At 69.7% G+C, this 19094-nt stretch carries 13 protein-coding genes; 5 read left to right on the top strand and 8 right to left on the bottom strand.

The genetic code is table 11. The features are described 5' to 3' along the window. Positions 1 to 13 precede the first annotated feature (13 nt). Positions 14 to 358: a hypothetical protein gene (locus SSPN_RS43255; protein WP_010694053.1), complete on the top strand. Its 345-nt coding sequence runs from the start codon at positions 14 to 16 to the stop codon at positions 356 to 358. 415 nt (positions 359 to 773) lie between these two features. Here SSPN_RS43255 and SSPN_RS0109900 read toward each other — a convergent pair whose 3' ends face one another. The 6 genes from SSPN_RS0109900 to SSPN_RS0109925 form a co-directional block, all read right to left on the bottom strand. Further along, positions 774 to 1946 carry an ABC transporter ATP-binding protein gene (locus tag SSPN_RS0109900; protein ID WP_010694055.1) on the bottom strand — a complete coding sequence of 391 codons (1173 nt, stop codon included), beginning with the start codon at positions 1944 to 1946 and terminating at the stop codon, positions 774 to 776. 5 nt (positions 1947 to 1951) lie between these two features. Next, on the bottom strand, positions 1952 to 2797 hold the full coding sequence (locus SSPN_RS0109905; RefSeq protein WP_010694058.1) for a carbohydrate ABC transporter permease: 846 nt from the start codon (positions 2795 to 2797) through the stop codon (positions 1952 to 1954). Then, entirely contained in the window at positions 2797 to 3735 is a 939-nt protein-coding gene (locus SSPN_RS0109910; RefSeq protein ID WP_044572781.1) for a carbohydrate ABC transporter permease, read from the bottom strand. The genes SSPN_RS0109905 and SSPN_RS0109910 overlap by 1 nt, the downstream gene beginning before the upstream one ends. Beyond that, on the bottom strand, positions 3735 to 5033 hold the full coding sequence (locus tag SSPN_RS0109915) for an ABC transporter substrate-binding protein (protein ID WP_187764817.1): 1299 nt from the start codon (positions 5031 to 5033) through the stop codon (positions 3735 to 3737). Before SSPN_RS0109915 ends, SSPN_RS0109910 begins: the two co-directional genes overlap by 1 nt. 282 nt (positions 5034 to 5315) lie before the next feature. Beyond that, a complete protein-coding gene (locus tag SSPN_RS0109920; RefSeq protein ID WP_010694064.1) occupies positions 5316 to 5837 on the bottom strand; it encodes a YflT domain-containing protein in 522 nt (173 codons plus the stop codon). A 159-nt stretch (positions 5838 to 5996) separates the two neighbouring features. Next, on the bottom strand, positions 5997 to 7208 hold the full coding sequence (locus tag SSPN_RS0109925; protein WP_010694066.1) for an MFS transporter: 1212 nt from the start codon (positions 7206 to 7208) through the stop codon (positions 5997 to 5999). A gap of 163 nt (positions 7209 to 7371) precedes the next feature. Here SSPN_RS0109925 and SSPN_RS0109930 point away from each other — a divergent pair, with 163 nt between their 5' ends. The 4 genes from SSPN_RS0109930 to narI are packed head-to-tail and all read left to right on the top strand — an operon-like array spanning position 7372 to position 14136. Next, positions 7372 to 11052, top strand: coding sequence for a nitrate reductase subunit alpha (locus SSPN_RS0109930; RefSeq protein WP_010694069.1), 3681 nt, complete (start codon positions 7372 to 7374; stop codon positions 11050 to 11052). Then, on the top strand, positions 11052 to 12701 hold the full coding sequence (gene narH / locus SSPN_RS0109935; RefSeq protein WP_010694070.1) for a nitrate reductase subunit beta: 1650 nt from the start codon (positions 11052 to 11054) through the stop codon (positions 12699 to 12701). Before SSPN_RS0109930 ends, narH begins: the two co-directional genes overlap by 1 nt. Then, positions 12701 to 13357, top strand: a complete 657-nt coding sequence (gene narJ, locus SSPN_RS0109940; protein WP_010694071.1) for a nitrate reductase molybdenum cofactor assembly chaperone — start codon at positions 12701 to 12703, stop codon at positions 13355 to 13357. Before narH ends, narJ begins: the two co-directional genes overlap by 1 nt. Further along, complete coding sequence (gene narI, locus SSPN_RS43260) at positions 13354 to 14136, top strand: respiratory nitrate reductase subunit gamma (RefSeq protein WP_010694072.1); 783 nt, start codon at positions 13354 to 13356, stop codon at positions 14134 to 14136. Before narJ ends, narI begins: the two co-directional genes overlap by 4 nt. Positions 14137 to 14175: 39 nt before the next feature. Here narI and SSPN_RS0109950 read toward each other — a convergent pair whose 3' ends face one another. Together SSPN_RS0109950 and SSPN_RS0109955 are read right to left on the bottom strand one after the other, a co-directional pair. Further along, positions 14176 to 17730: a patatin-like protein gene (locus tag SSPN_RS0109950; RefSeq protein WP_010694080.1), complete on the bottom strand. Its 3555-nt coding sequence runs from the start codon at positions 17728 to 17730 to the stop codon at positions 14176 to 14178. 322 nt (positions 17731 to 18052) lie between these two features. Then, a complete protein-coding gene (locus SSPN_RS0109955) occupies positions 18053 to 19024 on the bottom strand; it encodes an HpcH/HpaI aldolase/citrate lyase family protein (protein ID WP_029535166.1) in 972 nt (323 codons plus the stop codon). Between the last annotated feature and the right edge of the window lie 70 nt (positions 19025 to 19094).

Consider the following 19094-nt stretch of genomic DNA (forward strand, 5'->3'; position numbering starts at 1 on the left):
TCCGGCCGTAGCCGTGTGGGGCAACTTGCACCTCAAGTCCGGCCTGGCCGCTGCCCGGTCCGGAAACCTCGCCAGCGCCGACGCTCATTGGCGGGAAGCCCATGAAGCCGCCCAGAGGCTCGGGGGCGACCGCGATGACTACCGCCTGTGTTTCGGACCGACGAACGTCAACATCTGGTCAGTGGCACTCGCAGTTGAAGCGCTCGACGGTACTGAAGTGGTGAAGCGTTCCGAGCGCTTCGAGATCCCCACGCATACCCAGCGTGAACGATCAGGCCATCACTGGATCGACGTAGTGCGAGGCTTCTTACTGCACGGCGATCATGACAAAGCCACCCAGAGCCTGTACCGAGCATAGGAAATTGCTCCACAGCAAGCGAAGTGCCACCCAATGGTCCACGAGACGATCCGAAATCTCGCAACAGCACGTCGTCGTGCAGATCCGGTGGCACACCTCACCGCATGGGCAGGCGTTCAGAACGCCTAACCCCCGCAAGGGAGAAAGACATTGGTCCACTCCCGATATTAGTTGACGCACAAAAAAAGGCCCCCGTCTGTCCCAGTAGGACAGACGGGGGCATCTTGTCCCCCGCGGCCGTCACGTTCGGCGCGATGACGGCTTCCCGAGCTTGCGCCACGACGCCTGGATGATCGGCGTGCAGGCCCCTTTCCGAAGATCGTGGGGCACGTCCCGCGCATCACCCGTATCCGTGCAGGTCACGACCGGTCCCAGCGCGGCCCCGCGAAAGGTGCCCCGCGCCTCGATCGGTTGGTCAGGTGAGGGTTCGGCCGGTGGTGGGGTCGAAGAGGTGGATCTTGTCCGGGTCGAACCAGACCGTGAGGGACTGGTTCTCGCGGGCCGCCGATTCGACCGAGAGGCGGGTGACGACCTGGCCCTCGTCGGTCGGGACCTCCGCGCTGCCGCTGTCGGCCGCGAGCTCGTCGAGTTCCGCCGTGCTCGCCCGTCCACCGTGGAGGGTGAAGTACACGTACTTGTCCGAGCCCATCTCCTCCACCACGTCCACCTCGCCGGTGAACGTCGCGCCCGCCGCTCGGGCGGTGTCGTCGAGCAGCGCCGCGTCCTCGAAGTGCTCCGGGCGGATGCCGAGCACCAGTTCGCGCGGTGCATCCGCCGACTCCAGCGTGGTGCGGATCCGGTCGCCCAGCGGCACGTCGCCCAGCGCGCTGCGCAGGGCGCCGTCGGCGAGTTCGACCGGGACGAAGTTCATCGCCGGCGAACCGATGAAGCCCGCGACGAACAGGTTCGCCGGGTGCTCGTAGAGGTGCTGCGGGGCGCCGACCTGCTGCACCACCCCGCCGCGCAGGACCACCACGCGGTCGCCGAGGGTCATCGCCTCGGTCTGGTCGTGCGTGACGTAGACCGTCGTGGTGCCCAGCCGCTTCTGCAGCTTCGACACCGAGGTCCGCATCTGCACCCGAAGCTTCGCGTCCAAATTGGACAGCGGCTCGTCCATCAGGAACGCCTTGGGGCTGCGGACGATCGCCCGCCCCATCGCCACCCGCTGCCGCTGCCCGCCGGAGAGGTTGGCGGGCTTTCGGTCCAGGTGCGGCGATAGGTCGAGGATCTTCGCGGCCTCCTCGACCTTCGACTTCACCGTCGTCGAATCGACCTTGGCCAGCCGCAGCGGGAAAGCCATGTTCTCGAACACCGTCATGTGCGGGTACAGCGCGTAGGACTGGAACACCATCGCGATGTCGCGGTCCTTGGGCGCACGCTCGTTCATCCGCTCCCCGCCGATGCGCAGCTCGCCGCCGGTGATGTCCTCCAGCCCCGCGATCATGTTCAGCGTGGTGGACTTCCCGCAGCCGGAGGGGCCGACCAGGATCACGAACTCGCCGTCCGCGATCTCCAGGTTCACCTCGTTGACCGCCAGCGCCCCGTCCGGGTATTTCTTGGTCACCTTGTCCAGCACGATCTCGGCCACTTCGGTTACCCCTTCACTGCGCCGGAGGTCAGTCCGGACACGATGCGTCGCTGGAAGAACAGCACGAACAGGATGATCGGAATGGTGATCACCACCGCGGCCGCGGAGATCGAACCCGTCGGGTCCTCGAACTGGGAGTCGCCGGTGAAGAACTTCAGCGCCACCGGCACGGTGCGGGAGTTCTCCGTCGAGGTCAGCGAGATCGCGAACAGGAAGTCGTTCCAGCAGAAGATGAACACCAGGATGGCGGTGGTGAACACGCCCGGCGCGGCCAGCGGCGCGATCACCTTCGCGAAGGCCTGCCCGGGCGTGGCGCCGTCCATCTTGGCCGCCTTCTCCAGTTCCCACGGGATCTCCCGGAAGAACGCCGACAGCGTGTAGATCGCCAGCGGCAGCGAGAAGGTGATGTACGGCAGGATCAGCCCGGGCCAGGTGTCGAACAGGCCCAGCGTCCGCTCGATCTCGAAAAGCGGGGACACCAGCGACACCTGCGGGAACATGGCGATCAGCAGCGATGCGCCGACCAGCAGCCGCTTGCCGGGGAAGTCCAACCGGGCGATCGCGTAGGCGGCCATGATGCCCAGCACCACGGCAATCGCGGTGGCGATCAGCGCGATGCCGATCGAGTTCAGCAGCGCGTGGGTGAACTCGGTGGTGCGGAAGATCGCCGCGTAGTTCTCCAGGGTCCATTCGCGCGGGATCAGGTTGCCGTCCGAGAGCGTCGCCGGGCTCTTGAACGACAGCGACAGGATCCACAGCACCGGCACCAGCGCGTACACCATCACGATGATGTTGAGCAGCGCCCATTTGGTCTTCCGCGCTGGGGTTTCCGCCCCGCCGACGCCGGCCATCAGCGCCTCCCCTTGTCATCGCTACCGGGTGCGGCCGCGCCGAAGAGCTTGACGAAGATCCACGCGATGAGCGCGACCGCGATGAAGATCAGCACCGACATGGTCGAGCCGATGCCGAGGTTCAGCCCCTTGATCAGATTGTTGTAGGCGAGCACGGACACCGACGAGGTGTCCTGCGCGCCGGAGGTGAGCACCACGATGTTGTCGAAGACGCGGAACGCGTCGAGGGTGCGGAACAGCAGCGCGACGAGGATGGCCGGCTTCATCACCGGCAGCATCACCTTCACGAACCGTTGCCACGGTCCGGCGCCGTCCATCGCCGCCGCCCTGAGCAGATCGTCGGGCACCAGCGCCAGGCCCGCCATCAGCAGCAGCGCCATGAACGGCGTCGTCTTCCAGATCTCGGCCACGATCACGATGGCCAGTGCGCTGGCGTGTTCGGTCAGCGGCGCGCCGTCCGGGGTGATCGCGTTGGCCAGGTAGCCGGTGTCCGGCGTCCAGGCGTAGCGCCAGCTGAAAGCCGCGACGACGGTGACGATGCCGTACGGGATCAGGGTGACGGTGCGCACGAGGCCGCGGCCGACCAGCGCCCGGTGCATGATCAGCGCCAGCCCCATGCCGAGCGCGAACTCGATCGCCACGGAGACCACGGTGACCAGCACCGTCACCCAGAACGCGCTCCACCAGTAGCCGTTGCCCAGGACGGTGATGTAGTTGTCCAGCCCGACGAATTCGCGCTGGTCCGGGTACTTCAGGTCGAAGCGCTGGAACGACAGCCACAGCGCGTAGAGGATCGGCCAGCCGGTGACGGCGATCATCACCAGCGCTGCCGGGGCGCACAGCAGCCAACCGAGCTTGCGTTCGGCCTTCTTGCCCTCGCTGATCGCCCCCTTGCCGCCGGACGCCACTCCCGGTTCCGCATGACTCGTCCGCACCATCACGGCATCACTCCCTTGGAGTCCAAGGCGTTCTGCACCTCGGTCCGCATCCGATCGGCAGTTCTCTGCGGGTCGATCTCCGCGATCGGGGACAGCATGTTGGACAGCACCGTGGAGACGTTCTGCGCGGCCGGCGTCACCGATCGCACGCCCGGGTCCTTGAGCGCTTCCAGGATGGTGTCCCGCATCGGGTATTTGGCGGCGACCTCGGGATCCGAGTAGACGGACTCGATCGTCGGCGGCACCCCGTCGTTGATGGCGGAGAACTTCTGGTTCTCCGGGCTGCGCAGGCACTTGGCCGCGTCGAAGGCCAGGTCCGGCTTGGTCGAATAGCTGCTGATCGCGTAGTTGGCGCCGCCGATGGTGGACTTGCTCGGCACCCCCGGCCGCAGGCCGGGCACCCGCGCCCAGCCGACGTTGCGGGCGAGGTCAGGCTTCTTCTCCTGCATCGACGGGTAGACGAACGGCCAGTTCACCTCGAACGCGGACTGCCCGGTCTCGAACTCCTGCCGGGCGTCGTCCTCCTTGGCGTTGTTCATCGACGCGCTGGTGACGCCCGCCGTGCCGAGGTCGCGCAACGCCTGCAGCGCCTGCACCGCGCTGGCGTCGACCACCGCGTGCTTGCCGTCATCGGAGATGAGCTGCCCGCCTGCCGACTGCACGAGCGTGTTGAAGTGCACGTACAGGCCCTCGTACTGCGCGCCGGTGAACGAGATCCAGTGCGGCTTGCCCTCCTGCTTGAGCCGCTGGGCGGTCGAGATCATCTCGGCCCAGGTCTTCGGCGGCTCGGGCACCAGGTCCTTGCGATACCAGAGCAGCTGCACGTTGGTGTTCTTCGGCGCCGCGTAGAGCTTGCCTTCCCAGGTGGCCGTTTCGAGCGGCCCATGCAGCGTGCCGCGCTCCGCCTCGGCCTTGTTCTCCCCCGTCCACTCCCGGATCCAGTTCGCCTCGGCGAACTCGCCCGTCCACGTGACGTCCAGGTAGAGGATGTCCATGCCGGTGTCCCCGGCGGCCAATCGGCGCACCATCTGCTCCCGCTGGCCGTCGGCGTCGCGGGGCAGCTTGTGGTAGACGATCTGGTACCGCCCACCTGCCTGGGCGTTGCAGCGGTCCACGTTCTGCTGCAGGTTCTCCTCGGGCGCGCTGTACAGGTTCACGGTGTTCGCGCCGGAGGCCGGTGCGCAGGCGGTCAGCACGGACGCGCACACCAACGACGCGCCCAGCACTGCCGTTCCACGAGTGCGGCGAACTCTCACGGTCGGTCCTCCCAGTTGCTGGTCACAGCCACGACCAAGCATTGGGGTGCCCACGCTTCGTCGCCTGCCACCACCGGCAGTGAGCCGGTGGTGGAAAGCTAGGCCTCTTGATCAGTCAAGGCAAGCCTTGTGGCCAACACGTGAAAGTCGGTGAAAACGGACACCCACGAGCTCCGCCGAAAGCCCCACCGCGCTGCGCCGATCGCCGCATTTCGCCTGGTCGACGCGTCCTTCCGACACGCGGGCCCGGCAGCGCGAATTCCGGGAAACGCGAAGCGGACCCGGGCTCCTGCTGGTTCCCGGGTCCGCATCTCGGTCGTCAGCTCACTGCGCCGGCGGCGGGCGCATGGCGAGTTTGGCGAGCAGGTCCCTGCCCTGTTCGGCGTGGCGGGGTTGGGCCAGCACGTCGTAGCGGCCCGCGACCAGCTGGCTGGCCGAGGAGAAGTCCCGGCGACCGCGGGTGGAGGCGTAGCCGACCGCCGCGAAGACCAGGCCGAACACGATGCCCGCGCCCAGGCCCACCAGTACCGGGCCGAACCAGTTGCCCTGCGGGGTGAACAGCCCCAGGATCAGGCCCACGAACAGGCCGAACCAGGCCCCGGACGCCGCGCCGCCACCGAGCACCCTGCTCCAGGTGAGCCGCCCGGTCACCCGTTCGACGAGCATCAGGTCGACGCCGACGATGGTCACCTCCTGGACCGGGAAGTCGCTGTCTGCCAGGTGGTCGACCGCGCGCTGCGCCTCTTCGTAGGTGCCGTAGGAGCCGATCGGCCAGCCGCTCGGCGGGGTGGGCAGGTTGGGTGTGCCCGGCGCCTGCCGGCCGGAGCCGGTGAACGGATTGGACACCGCTGACACCTCCGTTGATCGCTGCCACGTGGCGGGGACCGCAGGCAGGCGGGCGAGCCCGATTCCGGCGTATTGTCCCCTACCCCATCAGGTTACCCCGTGGATTCTTCTGGAGATCATGTCCGTCCGCGCGATCGCACGCATCCGCAGTCCGGGAGGTCACGCGGCCGCTTCCCGGCGGACGACTGCGAACGTCAGCGCCGCGCACCCCAGCGCGGCCAGCGCCAGGAGCAGGAAACCCCAGGTGTAGTCGCCAGCCAAGCCGTAGATCGCGCCCATCACCAGCGGCGGGAAGAACCCTCCCAGGCCGCCCGCGGCGCCGACCAGGCCGGTCACCGCGCCGACCTCATCGGCTGGGGCCAGCTTGGCGACCAGCGCGAACACCGCCCCCGCGCCGGCCCCGAGCACGGCGGCCAACCCCAGGAAGGCGATGGTGCCGAGCGGGGCGAGCGGCAATTCGAAGGCGGCCAGGATCGCGAAGAGCATGGCGAGCGAGCACGCGACGCCGAGCACGCTGGCCGGGTGCACGCGGTCGCAGAGCCAGCCGCCGACCGGCCGGGCGACCACGGCCAGCACCACGAACCCCGCCGTGCGCATCGAGGCGTCGCTCGGGCTGAGGTCGTAGGCCGACTTGAGGTAGGTGGGGAGGTAGACGCTGAACGCCACGAACCCGCCGAAGGCCAGCGCGTACAGCACCGACAGTTCCCACGTCGCAGCCAGCCGCAGCGTTTCGACACTGCGGTGGAACGCCGAACCCGGCGGCACCACCCGATCGGCGGGGTCGCTGAGCAGAGTCCACGCCAGCACCGCCACCACGACCAGCGCCAGCGAGACGATGACGAACGGAGCGAGCGGCCCGAACGCATTGGCCAGCGGCAGCGCGGAGAAGGAGGCGACCGCCGTGCCGCCAGTGCCGATGCCGAAGACGCCGAGGGCCATCCCGCGGTTCGCGGGCGGGAACCAGGCGTTGACCGCCGGGACGCCGACGGCGAACGTGGTGCCGCCGAGGCCGAGCAGCACGCCACCGATCATCAGCATCGGCAGCGAATCGGGGAACAGACCGACCAGCAGCACGGGAATGATCGTCAGCAGGCTGATCAGGGTGAACATCGGCCGAGCGCCGTAGCGGTCGGTGAGCGAGCCGACCGGGATGCGGCCCACCGAGCCGATGATCACCGGCAGCGCCACCAGGATCGCCTGGGTGAACGGCGCCAGCCCCAACCGCTGGCCGATGCCCGGTGCGAGCGGGCTGAGCAGCGCCCACGCCCAGAAATTGATCATGAAGGCGAACGTCGAGACCGCCAGGACGACCCATTTCTTCGCCGACGCGACCGCCAATCCGGCGAAGGCCGGCGCGGGATGACTGACCACACTGACACCTCGGCTCTCCTTCGCTGATCGGACGGGCCCCGCCGAGTTGCACATCGGACCGATCGGCCCAATCGTCGAGTTTGCGTGCCTCGGCCACGGGCTGCGACTCGGAAGACGCGCGGCCACCCAGGCACCGACGACAGCCCCGCGAAGGAGCCAGGCGATGGCGAACCGGCCGGAAGCGGGCACCGACGGACCGGTGTCCGACCTGCTGCTGCGCACCCGCAAGCTGCTGTCCCCCGGCAAGGTCTCGGCCGATCTGCGCAGCATCGACTTCGTGGGCGGGCGCGAAGGCGACGTCTTCTACCGGGACCGGTGGAGCCACGACAAGGTGGTCCGCTCCACGCACGGCGTGAACTGCACCGGCTCCTGCTCGTGGCAGGTCTACGTCAAGGACGGGATCATCACCTGGGAGGCGCAGCAGACGGACTACCCCTCCGCGGGTCCGGATTCGCCGGAGTACGAGCCGCGCGGCTGCCCGCGCGGGGCAGCGTTCTCCTGGTACACCTACTCCCCCACCCGGCTGCGCTACCCGTACGTGCGCGGGGTGCTGCTGGAGCTGTACCGGCGGGCCAAGGCCGCCACCGGCGACCCGGTGCTGGCCTGGCAGTCCATCGTGGACGACCCCGAAGCGCGGCGGAGCTACCAGCGGGCGCGCGGCAAGGGCGGGCTGGTGCGGGCCGATTGGGATGAGGTCGTGGAGCTCATCGCCGCCGCGCACGTGCACACCATCCGCAGGCACGGCCCGGACCGGATCGCGGGGTTCTCGCCGATCCCGGCGATGTCGATGGTTTCGCACGCCGCCGGCGCCCGGTTCATGTCGCTGATCGGCGGCACCATGCTGTCGTTCTACGACTGGTACGCCGACCTGCCGGTCGCCTCGCCGCAGGTGTTCGGCGACCAGACCGACGTGCCGGAGTCGGCGGACTGGTGGAACTCCTCGTACCTGGTGATGTGGGGCTCCAACGTCCCGGTGACCCGCACCCCGGACGCGCACTTCATGACCGAGGCGCGGTACCGGGGGCAGAAGGTCGTGGTGGTGTCGCCGGACTACGCCGACAACGTGAAGTTCGCCGACACGTGGATGTCGCCGCAGCCGGGCACCGACGGTGCGCTGGCGATGGCCATCGGGCACGTGATCCTGCGGGACTTCTTCGTGCAGCGGCAGGCACCGCGATTCGCCGACTACGTGCGCCGCTACACCGACCTGCCGTTCCTGGTGGGGTTGCGGGACACCGGCGGGCGGCTGGTGCCGGACAAGTTCCTCACCGCGGCCGATCTCGGCGCGCCGGGCGATCACGACCGGTTCAAGCCGGTGCTGGTCGACGAGCGCACCGGCCGCGAGCACGTGCCCGGCGGCAGTCTGGGATTCCGCTTCAACAGCGCGGAAACCGGTCGGTGGAACCTGGATCTGGGCGAGGTGCAACCGCAGCTGAGCCTGCTCGGCCACGCCGCCGCCGAGCGGGTCGCGGTGGAGCTGCCGCGGTTCGACGTGCCCGGCGAGCGCGGTGCCCGGCTGCGCCGCGGCGTCCCGGCGATCCGCGTCGGCGGGCGGCTGGTCACCACGGTGTTCGACCTGGTGCTGGCCAACTACGGGGTGGCCCGCGCGGGGCTGCCCGGGGACTGGCCGAGCGGCCCCGACGACCCGAAGCCGCACACCCCGGCCTGGCAGGAGGAGATCACCGGGGTACCCGCCGCGCAGGTGACCCGGGTGGCCCGCGAATTCGCCCGCAACGCGGAGGAATCCGGCGGCCGGTCGATGATCCTGATGGGCGCCGGCACCAACCACTGGTTCCACTCCGACACGATCTACCGGGCGTTCCTGGCGCTGGTGACGCTGACCGGCTGCCAGGGGATCAACGGCGGCGGCTGGGCTCATTACGTCGGCCAGGAGAAGTGCCGCCCGGCCACCGGTTGGGCGCAGCTGGCCGGCGCGCTGGACTGGTCGCGGCCCCCGCGCCAGATGATCGGCACCGCGTTCTGGTACCTGGCCACGGACCAGTGGCGCTACGACGCGCTGGGCGCCGACGAGCTGATCCACCCGCTGGGCCCGGGCCGGTTGTGGGGCGCGGCGATGGCCGACTGCATCGCCCGGTCGGCGCGGATGGGCTGGATGCCGTCGTACCCGACCTTCGACCGCAATCCGCTCGAGCTGGTCGATTCGGCCCGCGCAGCCGGGGTGGAGCCCGCCGACCACGTGATCGACGAGCTGCGCGCCGGGCGGCTGCACTTCGCTTGCACCGACCCGGACGCCGAGCAGAACTGGCCGCGGATCGTCACGGTCTGGCGGGCGAACCTGCTGGGCTCGTCGGCGAAGGGCAACGAGTACTTCCTGAAGCACCTGCTCGGCACCGATTCCGCCCTGATGGCGGAGGAGGCCCCGCCGAACCGTCGGCCGCAGGACGTCAGGTGGCTTCCGTTGGCCCCGGAGGGAAAGCTGGATCTGCTGGTATCGCTGGATTTCCGGATGACCAGCACCGGGCTGTGCAGCGACGTGCTGCTGCCCGCCGCCACCTGGTACGAGAAGCACGACCTGTCCTCGACGGACATGCATCCGTTCGTTCACGCATTCACCCCGGCGATCGCGCCACCCTGGCAGACCCGCAGCGACTTCGCCGCCTTCCACGCCGTGGCCCGCAAGTTCTCCGAACTCGCCGCGATCCACCTGGGCATCCGCGAAGACCTCGTCGCCGCGCCGCTGCTGCACGACACGCCGGACGAGCTCGCCACGCCCGGCGGCGTGGTGCGCGACTGGGGCCGCGACGAAGTGGAACCGATCCCGGGTGTCACGATGCCGAAGCTGATCGTGGTGCGCCGCGACTACCCGGCGGTGGCGGAGAAGATGGCCGCCCTCGGGCCGCTGGTGGACCGGCTCGGCGTGAGCAACAAGGGCTGGACGGTCATCCCGGATCAGGAGGTCGAGCGACTACGCCACACCAACGGCACCGTGCAGCACGGAGTCGCCACCGGACGACCGTCGCTGGCCCGGGATGTCCACGCGTGCGAAGCGATCCTCGCACTGTCCGGCACGACCAACGGCCGGATCGCGGTAGCGGGCTTCCGCACGCTGGAGGAGCGCACCGGGGTCCGGCTGGCCGACCTGGCCCTGGACAACGAGGGCAAGCAGGTCACCTTCGCCGACACCCAGTCGCGGCCGGTGCCGGTGATCACCTCCCCCGAGTGGAGCGGCAGCGAGCACGGCGGCCGCCGCTACACCGCATTCGCGATCAACGTCGAACGGCTCAAGCCGTGGCACACCCTGACCGGTCGCCAGCATTTCTACCTGGACCACGACTGGATGCAGGAGCTCGGCGAGGGGCTGCCGGTGTACCGACCGCCGCTGAACATGCACCAGTTGTTCGGCGAGCCCGAGGACCCCGGCAGCACCGCGGTATCGGTTCGCTACCTGACACCGCACTCGAAGTGGTCGATCCACTCCGAGTACCAGGACAACCTGCTGATGCTCGCACTGTCGCGCGGCGGACCGGACCTGTGGATGAGCCCGGCCGATGCGGAGCGGATCGGGGTGCGCGACAACGACTGGGTCGAGGCGGTCAACCGCAACGGCGTGGTCGTCGCGCGGGCCGTGGTGTCGCAGAAGATGCCGCGGGGAACGGTGTACATGTACCACGCGAAGGACCGGACGGTGGACGTGCCGAAGTCCGAGATCTCCGGACTGCGCGGTGGGATCCACAACTCACTGACCCGGCTGCTGCTCAAACCCACCCACCTCATCGGCGGCTACGCCCAGCTGGCCTTCGCGTTCAACTACCTGGGGCCGACCGGCAACCAGCGCGACGAGGTCACCGTCATCCGCCGCCGCAGCCAGGAGGTCGAGTACTGATGCGCGTGATGGCACAGCTGGCGATGGTGATGAACCTGGACAAGTGCATCGGCTGCCACACCTGCTCGGTCACCTGCAAGCAGGCGTGGACCAACCGCAGCGGCGTCGAGTACGTCTGGTTCAACAACGTGGAAACCCGCCCCGGGCAGGGGTATCCGCGCACCTACGAGGACCAGCAGCGGTGGCGCGGCGGTTGGCGGCTGACCCGTGGCGGCAGGTTGAAGCTGCGCGGCGGCGGGCGGTTCAAGCGGCTGATGTCGCTGTTCGCGAACCCGAAGATGCCCGCCATCCAGGACTACTACGAACCCTGGACCTACGACTACGACAACCTGATCTCCGCGCCGCTGAGCGACCAGACACCGGTGGCCCGGCCCAGGTCGCTGATCTCCGGCGAGCCGATGAAGATCTCCTGGAGCGCCAACTGGGACGACAGCCTGGCCGGCTCGCCGGAGCTCACGCAGCAGGACCCGATGCTGCGGAGGCTCTCCGACGAGGTCAAGCAGTCCTTCGAGCAGACGTTCATGTTCTTCCTGCCGCGGATCTGCGAGCACTGCCTCAACCCGTCCTGCGTCGCGTCCTGCCCGTCGGGCGCGATGTACAAGCGGTCCGAGGACGGCATCGTGCTCGTCGATCAGGAGCAGTGCCGGGGCTGGCGGATGTGCGTCACCGGCTGCCCGTACAAGAAGGTGTACTTCAACCACCGCACCGGCAAGGCCGAGAAGTGCACGCTCTGCTACCCGCGGATGGAGGTCGGGCTCCCGACCGTGTGCTCGGAAACCTGCGTGGGCAGGCTGCGCTACCTCGGGGTGGTGCTCTACGACGCCGACCGCGTGCTCGAAGCGGCGTCCGTGGCGGACGAGCACCAGCTGTACCCGGCGCAGCTGGAAGTGCTGCTCGATCCGAACGACCCAGAGGTGGTCGGCGCGGCGCGCCGCGCCGACATCCCGCCGGACTGGATCGACGCCGCGCAGCGCTCCCCCATCCACGCGCTGATCAAGGACTTCCGGATAGCGCTGCCGCTGCACCCCGAGTTCCGCACCATGCCGATGGTCTGGTACATCCCGCCGCTGTCGCCGGTGGTGGACAAGCTGGTGGAGACCGGCCACGACGGCGAGGACGTGGGCAACATCTTCGGCGCCATCGACGCCCTGCGGATCCCGGTCGAGTACCTGGCGGAACTGTTCACCGCCGGCGACGTGCAGCCGGTGACCGCGTCGCTGCGCAAACTGGGCGCGATGCGGTCGTACATGCGCGACATCAACCTTGGCCGCCCGCCCGACCCGGCCATCCCGGCCGCCGCCGGGCTGGACGTCGAACAGATCCAGCGGATGTACCGCCTGCTCGCGCTGGCGAAGTACGAGGAGCGCTACGTCATCCCGCAGGCGCACGCCGAACTCGCGGAGCAACTCGACGAGCCGGGGTGCTCGCTGGACTACGAGGGCGGTCCGGGCATGTACGGATCGGGGCCGTTCGGGGAGTCCTCCGGGCAGCCGGTGCCGATGGCGGTGGAGAACTTCCACCTGCTCAAGCAGCGGCAGAGCACCGAGCACTTCACCGCTCCGGACGGCTCGCGCCGGGTGAACCTGCTCAACTGGGACGGTCGCGGCACCCCCGAGGGACTGTTCCCGCGCGACGACGAGGATCGCTGATGGGATTCGACCGCTCCCGGGCTCTCACTCACCGCATCGCGGCATACCTGCTGGCCTACCCGGACGAAGAGCTCCGCGCGATGCTGCCGCAGCTGTGGGAGGCCAGTGCGGAACTCCCGGCGCGATTCGGTGCACCGCTGCGCGAAATGCTGGACCACCTGGACACAACGACGCTGCTGGCCGCGCAGCAGCACTACGTCGAGACCTTCGACCTGCGGCGGCGCTGCTGCCAGTACCTGAGCTACTGGTCCACCGGCGACACCCGGAACCGGGGGCGGGCCATCGTGGACTTCAAGCGCATCTACCGGTCCGCCGGGGTGCTGCCACCCGAGGACGAGCTGCCGGACCACCTCACAGTGGTGTTGGAGTTCGCCGCCACGACCGACCAAGCGCTGGGCACCGCGCTGCTGGTCAACCACCATGCCGGGCTCGCGCTGCTCGCGAAGGCCCTGCACGACCAGGGCACGGTGTACGCGCGCGCGGTCGACGCGGTGCTGGCCACGTTGCCCACGCCGACGCCGGAGGCGCTGCGGGCGGCCGAACGCATCGCCGCGACCGGGCCGCCGCAGGAATCCGTGGGCATGGCGGGACCGTTGCTGCCATTCCCCGCCGCACGCCCGGAAACGACTGCCGAGCAGACGGGAGTCCGCCGATGAGCACCTGGGACGTGCTGCTGTGGGGGGCCGCGCCGTACGCGACGATCGCGATCCTGGTGGCCGGCTCGATCTGGCGCTTCCGGTACGACCGGTTCGGCTGGACCACCCGGTCCTCGCAGCTGCTCGAATCACGGCTGCTGCGGTTCGCCAGCCCGCTGTTCCACTTCGGACTGCTGGTGGTGATCGTCGGCCACGTCGTCGGGCTGCTCGTCCCGGAATCGTGGACCTCCGCACTCGGCGTCTCCGAGCTGCTCTACCACGTGGTGGCGGTCGGGCTCGGCGCGCTGGCCGGTATCTGCACGCTGGTCGGGGTGGCGCTGCTGATCTACCGGCGGCGCCGCAACGGGCCGGTGTTCTCCGCGACGACCGTCAACGACAAGGCGATGTACCTGGTGCTGGTCGGGGCGATCGTGCTCGGGTTGCTGACCACGGTGCTGGCAAACGGCATCACCGAGGGCTACGACTACCGGGCCACCGTTTCGCCGTGGTTCCGCAGCATCTTCGTCCTGCAGCCCGATGTGGCGCTGATGGTGGACGTGCCCTGGTCGTTCAAGGCGCACATCCTGGTGGGGCTGCTGCTGTTCGCGCTGTTCCCGTTCACCCGGCTGGTGCACGCCTTCAGCGGTTTCGCCGCGGTGCGCTACCTGTTCCGGCCCTACGTCGTCTACCGCAGCCGGGCGGTGGGGCGGAGCCGCCGCGGCTGGGAGCCCGTCGGGATCCCCGGCCAGCGCCCAACAAGCGGCAAGCACGACGCCCCGCACCCGCCCCGGAGGCCCTGAATGAGGACCACGTAACGATCAAGGCCTTGAAACTCAAGCTCAGACGAGGTCGGATACCTCCGCCTTGGGCACCATCGCCCGTGGCGGCGCCTTCGGCGCGAAATCGGCACGTCGCCTGGGGCGCGGCGCGAGGACGTCGACGGTGCCCACCAGGACCATGTGGGCGTAGGCGGTGAGGCCCGTCGCCAGGACGATCCAGCCCCCGCCGCTGAAGGCGTTCGGCTCGCACAGCCACAGGACGCCGACGAACACCAGCAGCGTCAGCACCGATGCACCGACGCGCGCGGCAGTGCGGTAGGCCGCCGCTGCGGGCCAGGTCAGCAGCGCTGCGACCAGCGCCAGCCCGAGGGGGCCGAGCCGGAATCCGGTGGTGAACAGCCAGAACTCGGCCGCCAGCAGAACCGCCGCGATGAACGTCGAGGGCAGCCAGCGCGCCAAGCCGCGGCCGAAGCGGTGCGCCAGTCGCCACCCCGACCACGCGGCGAAGACCACGGTGAACAGCATTGCCAGCAGCGCGCCGGTGCCGAAGGACGTACCGGAGAAGTCGGCCACGACCAGCCAGTTCCCAGGCACTCCGCCGAACCAACTGAAGCTGTCCGCGCACGCGACATCCGAGCCGATACCAGATTCCGGGCAGGCGAAGGCCAGGGCGAGCATCGGCGCTTCCGCCGCACCTGGCGGGAACGGACGGGCTGATACGACCAACGAGCTCTGGTACGCCGAATCGTGCTGCTCGGCGGACAGGATCTGCGTCCCGGGCAGCGACCCCAGCCCGATGCCGGTGAACGTCACGGCGCTCGCCGCCAGGAAGCCCAGCAGCGCCGCGCGGCGCGGTGCGGCGAAGGCGTACACGATCGCCATCAGCAGCGGCTTGATCAGCGTCATCGCCCGACGCCCGAGCCACGGCAGCACGCCGCGCCCGGAGGGGCGGGCGGCGCGGTAGGCGAGCAGTCCGAAGCGCGTCGCCATCGACAGCGCCCGCGGCTCGCCGAGGTCGGCGAAGCGCTGGCGGCCGACGTCGTAGCGCTCCACCTGGCTGGACAGCTGCGCGGGCGACGGCAACGGCGGCTTGCCACCGCCGTTCGGGTCCGCCCCGGGCGAAACGCTTGCCACGAAAGGGACTTCCCCGGCGGCAATGGTCCACTGCAGACGCTCGGTGAGCAGCCGCCGGGTCTCGGTCAGCGCGTGCTCGTCGTCCGGGTTGGCGAACAGCGCGTCGAGTTCGGCGCGCACCTCCCCCGCGTGCTTCGCCCACATCTCGGCCAGGAACCCGCGCCACTGCCTGGCCTGCTCCTCGCCGAGATCCCCGAGTTCCGCTGCCGTCGGGCGGGAGACGATCGCCTGCAGCGCGTCGCCGAGCTCCTCCGAGCCGCCGTGGCGCTGTGCCAACCGAGTCGGGTCGGCGAGCAGCCGGACCAGCGCGGCGGCGGAGTCCATCCGCCCCCACATCCAGTCGTTCGCCCGCCACTTCGCGGACAGGAACGCGCCGAAGTTGCCCAGATCCAGGCCCCGGATCTTGTCCGCGATCTGCAGCGGCGCAGCTTCGGCGCGCCGGAGCGCGGTGAACGGCAGCGGGCTCTGCTCGTCGCTGACCACGCGCAGCAGGTTGATCCGCGTTCCCGGGACGCGGCCGACGTCCAGCGGCGCGGTGAGGACCACCAGCTGCCGCAACGTCTCCGGTCGCCGGTCGCTGCGCTCCAGCAGCGAATAGCCGATCTGCTGGGGTTCGTCGACGCGCTGGCGCGGCGGTGCCGCGGCGGCCAGCCGGTCCGCGACCCGGTGCAGCACCGCGCGCGCCTCGGCGACCGCGTCCACCCCGGCGTCGTCCGGGACCGCGTCCGCACCCGACGATTCCACGATGGACATCAGCTCGCCCGCGAACTCCGCGAGTTCCCGCTGGAAGTCCTCGCCTTCCTCGACGGCGCGCAGGACCGCGCCCAGCAGCGGCCGGATCGGGGACGGCAACCGGTGCTGGAGCCTGGTCCGGCGGCGCAGCACGCGCTGCACCCACTCGTCGAGTTCGGCGGTCTCGACGATCGGTTCGAGCTTCGCGCCGTTGATCCAGTACCGGTCGGCGTGTCCCTCCAGCACCTCGCCGAAGCTCCGCAGCCGGTACAGCACGGACTTGCAACGCCCGATCTCGCGGCTTTCCGGCGACCAGCGTTCGATGTCCCACGCCCAGCCGAGGCATTCCTGCAACGCGGTGAGCAGGCCGCGCGCATCGTCGAAGACGCGCGTGGTGGCGCCGCTCCCGAGCCCAGCCGAAAGGCGCCGCGCGAGCTGCGTCCTCGCCTGCGCCGACCACTCCGCGAGCGGATCGCCGACCACCGGCGGCAGCAGCTTGCCGTCCTCGGTGCCCGAGGGCTCGGTGAGCATCCGGTACACCGCCTGGGCGTCCAGTTCCGCGCGCACCACCGCGTTGTCCGGCGCAACCGCGCCGACGTGCTGCGCCAGCACCGACGCCCGCTCGTCGTCCGGCGCGGTGCGCAACAGGGCGAACAACGCCTTGCGGCGCAAGGCTGTTCGCTCGACTACGCGGTTGTGCTCGTCCAGCGCGTCGAGGTCGGCGAGCAACGATTCCTGAGACAGCCGGGCCTTCAGGGCCGTCGCGGTCACCGGCACGGCCAGCCCGGGCTCGCGGCGTTGGCCGTGCGAGGCGACGGGGTCCGGGTTCAGGTAGAGCAGCCACCGGTGCGTCGGCCGGTCCGCGGGCGCGGCCGTGATCGCATCGATCGCTGCCGTCACCGGGATGTTGTCCAGCACGCCGCCGTCGATGACCCGGAACGGCGGGAGCTCCGGATCGGCGGCGGTTTCGGAGAACAGCCCGACCATGTTCGGCTCACCGTCCGGCGGCTCGCCGAGCGACGAGCGCACCTGCGCGGGCTCGAAGGCGAACGGGAACGACGACGTCGAGCGGGCGGCGTGGGCGAGCCGCAGCACCGTCGCCGCGAAGTCGTCGCCCGCGCCGAAATCCGACAGCGGATCGCCGGCTTTCCCCCGATGGTGGAACCGGAACGACGCCGTGCGCCGCTCCTGCAACATCGGCCCAGAGCGGCCGTCGAAGCGCTGCTCCAGCATCGGGTCCAGCAGCGTGGCGGTCAGCAGCAGGTCGGCTTGGCTGCCGGGGCGCTCAGCCCCCACTGGCACGTTGTCGGTGATGACGTCGGCAAGCTGGGCACGGAAGTATCGATCACCCTCCAGCAGCGACGGCGGGCGGTCCTGCCAGAACTTCGGCACCGGCCGGGACATGGCCTCCACGTCACCCAGCCGCACCCACACCTCGCGCATCCGGTCGAAGGGCATGCCGTAGACCAGCGTCGCCGACAGCAGCGTCGCGTTGAGGCCACCGGCCGATGCCCCCGCCAGCACGTCGACCGCGACGGAGTCGTAGCCGGACAACTTCGCCAGCGCCGCCCACGGATGGGTACCGGTCGAATCGCCGTCCGCCGGTGCCCGGGAGTCCGCCACCGCCTCGCGGACCCGGTTGATCTCGGCGACCGCGCCACCGATCCACACTGCCATGCTCGCGCCGCCGCGCATCGCCAGCGCCAAGCGCAGTTCCTGCTCGTTCTCCGCTCCTGCCGCGGTGGCCACCTCGGAGCCCGCCCTCTCGATCGACGTCTGAGGATCATCCGAAACCTACCGCGCGGATCGACGGTACCGAGCCGCAACAGGATGAACTCAACCCTTCCGCCACCGAACCGAACCCCGACGGTGCAACGCCACCACGCGAACGGCACCGGGAACTACGTTTCCGCAAATAAACTCGGGTTTTGACCTTTTTGGTTCTTCTGTTTCTTACTGTCCCGTTTGGGGTTGCCTGTTTTGGCGTGTTTGGTGTGGACGGGGCACCCCCCCGCGACTCGCACCGCCGCGGAAGCTCAGACATCGCCTGGCGAGGAAAGCCCCGAAGCCATCATTCCGGTGGGGTCCAGCGGTCGGTTCTGGTCATGCCCGCCGCGCGGCCCTTGCCCGCGATCACCAGCGCCATCTTGCGGGACGCCTCGTCGATCATCTCGTCGGCGAGCATCGCCGCACCCCGCTTGCCACCGGCCGCCGAGGTGTGCCACTCGTAGGCGTCCAGGATGTTCTCGGCGTGGTCGTAATCCTCCTGGCGCGGCGAGAAGAGCTCGTTGACCGCGTCCACCTGTGCCGGGTGCAGCACCCACTTGCCGTCGAAGCCCAGCGCCGCCGAGCGGCCACCCACCCGGCGCAGTCCCTCGACGTCCTTGATCTGCAGGTACGGCCCGTCGATCGCCTGCACCCCGGCCGCGCGGGCCGCGGTCAGGATGCGCATCAGGATGTAGTGGTAGGCGTCGCCGACGTCGTAGCCCGGCGGCTGGTGCCCGACGACCAGCGACCGCATGTTGATCGAGGCCATGAAGTCGGCGGGCCCGTAGACCAGCGCCGCCAGCCGCGGCGAAGCGGCGGCGATGGCGTCCACCTCGACCAGGCCGCGGGCGTCCTCGATCTGCGGCTCGATGCCGATCCGGCCGACCTCCAGCCCCACGGCCCGCTCGATCTGGGTCAGTGTCAGATCCAGCCAGCGCACGTGCTCGGGGGTGCTCACCTTCGGCAGGATGATCGTGTCGAGCTCGGCACCCGCGCCCTCCACGACGGTCACCACGTCCCGGTAGGTCCACTCGGTGTCAAGCGCGTTGACCCGCACCGAGCGGATCTTCTCGCCCCAGCCGCCCTCGTTGAGCGCGCCGACGATCCGGTCACGCGCCTCGGCCTTCGCCAGCGGCGCCACCGCGTCCTCGAGGTCCAGGAAGAACTGGTCGGCGCCCAGCCCGCGCGCCTTGTCGATCATCTTCGCGCTGGACCCCGGCACCGCCAGGCAGCTCCGCCGGGCACGTCGACCGTCCACGTTGTCCTCCTCTGGCATGGCGAGTCGCTGCGTGTGTACCACGCACTCCGCCGCTTGGGCCGGACAAGTGCCCGGCGGCACAGTCCCG

It is taken from the genome of Saccharopolyspora spinosa NRRL 18395 (assembly GCF_000194155.1).
Classification (GTDB): Bacteria; Actinomycetota; Actinomycetes; order Mycobacteriales; family Pseudonocardiaceae; genus Saccharopolyspora; species Saccharopolyspora spinosa.

Excerpts from the sequence above, each read along its gene's own strand:
- SSPN_RS0109930 (WP_010694069.1), top strand. The coding sequence starts at position 7,372 with ATGGCGAACCGGCCGGAAGCGGGCACCGACGGACCGGTGTCCGACCTG.
- SSPN_RS0109905 (WP_010694058.1), bottom strand. The coding sequence starts at position 2,797 with ATGGCCGGCGTCGGCGGGGCGGAAACCCCAGCGCGGAAGACCAAATGG.
- narJ (WP_010694071.1), top strand. The coding sequence starts at position 12,701 with ATGGGATTCGACCGCTCCCGGGCTCTCACTCACCGCATCGCGGCATAC.
- narI (WP_010694072.1), top strand. The coding sequence starts at position 13,354 with ATGAGCACCTGGGACGTGCTGCTGTGGGGGGCCGCGCCGTACGCGACG.
- narH (WP_010694070.1), top strand. The coding sequence starts at position 11,052 with ATGCGCGTGATGGCACAGCTGGCGATGGTGATGAACCTGGACAAGTGC.
- SSPN_RS0109955 (WP_029535166.1), bottom strand. The coding sequence starts at position 19,024 with ATGCCAGAGGAGGACAACGTGGACGGTCGACGTGCCCGGCGGAGCTGC.
- SSPN_RS0109910 (WP_044572781.1), bottom strand. The coding sequence starts at position 3,735 with ATGGTGCGGACGAGTCATGCGGAACCGGGAGTGGCGTCCGGCGGCAAG.
- SSPN_RS0109915 (WP_187764817.1), bottom strand. The coding sequence starts at position 5,033 with ATGCTTGGTCGTGGCTGTGACCAGCAACTGGGAGGACCGACCGTGAGA.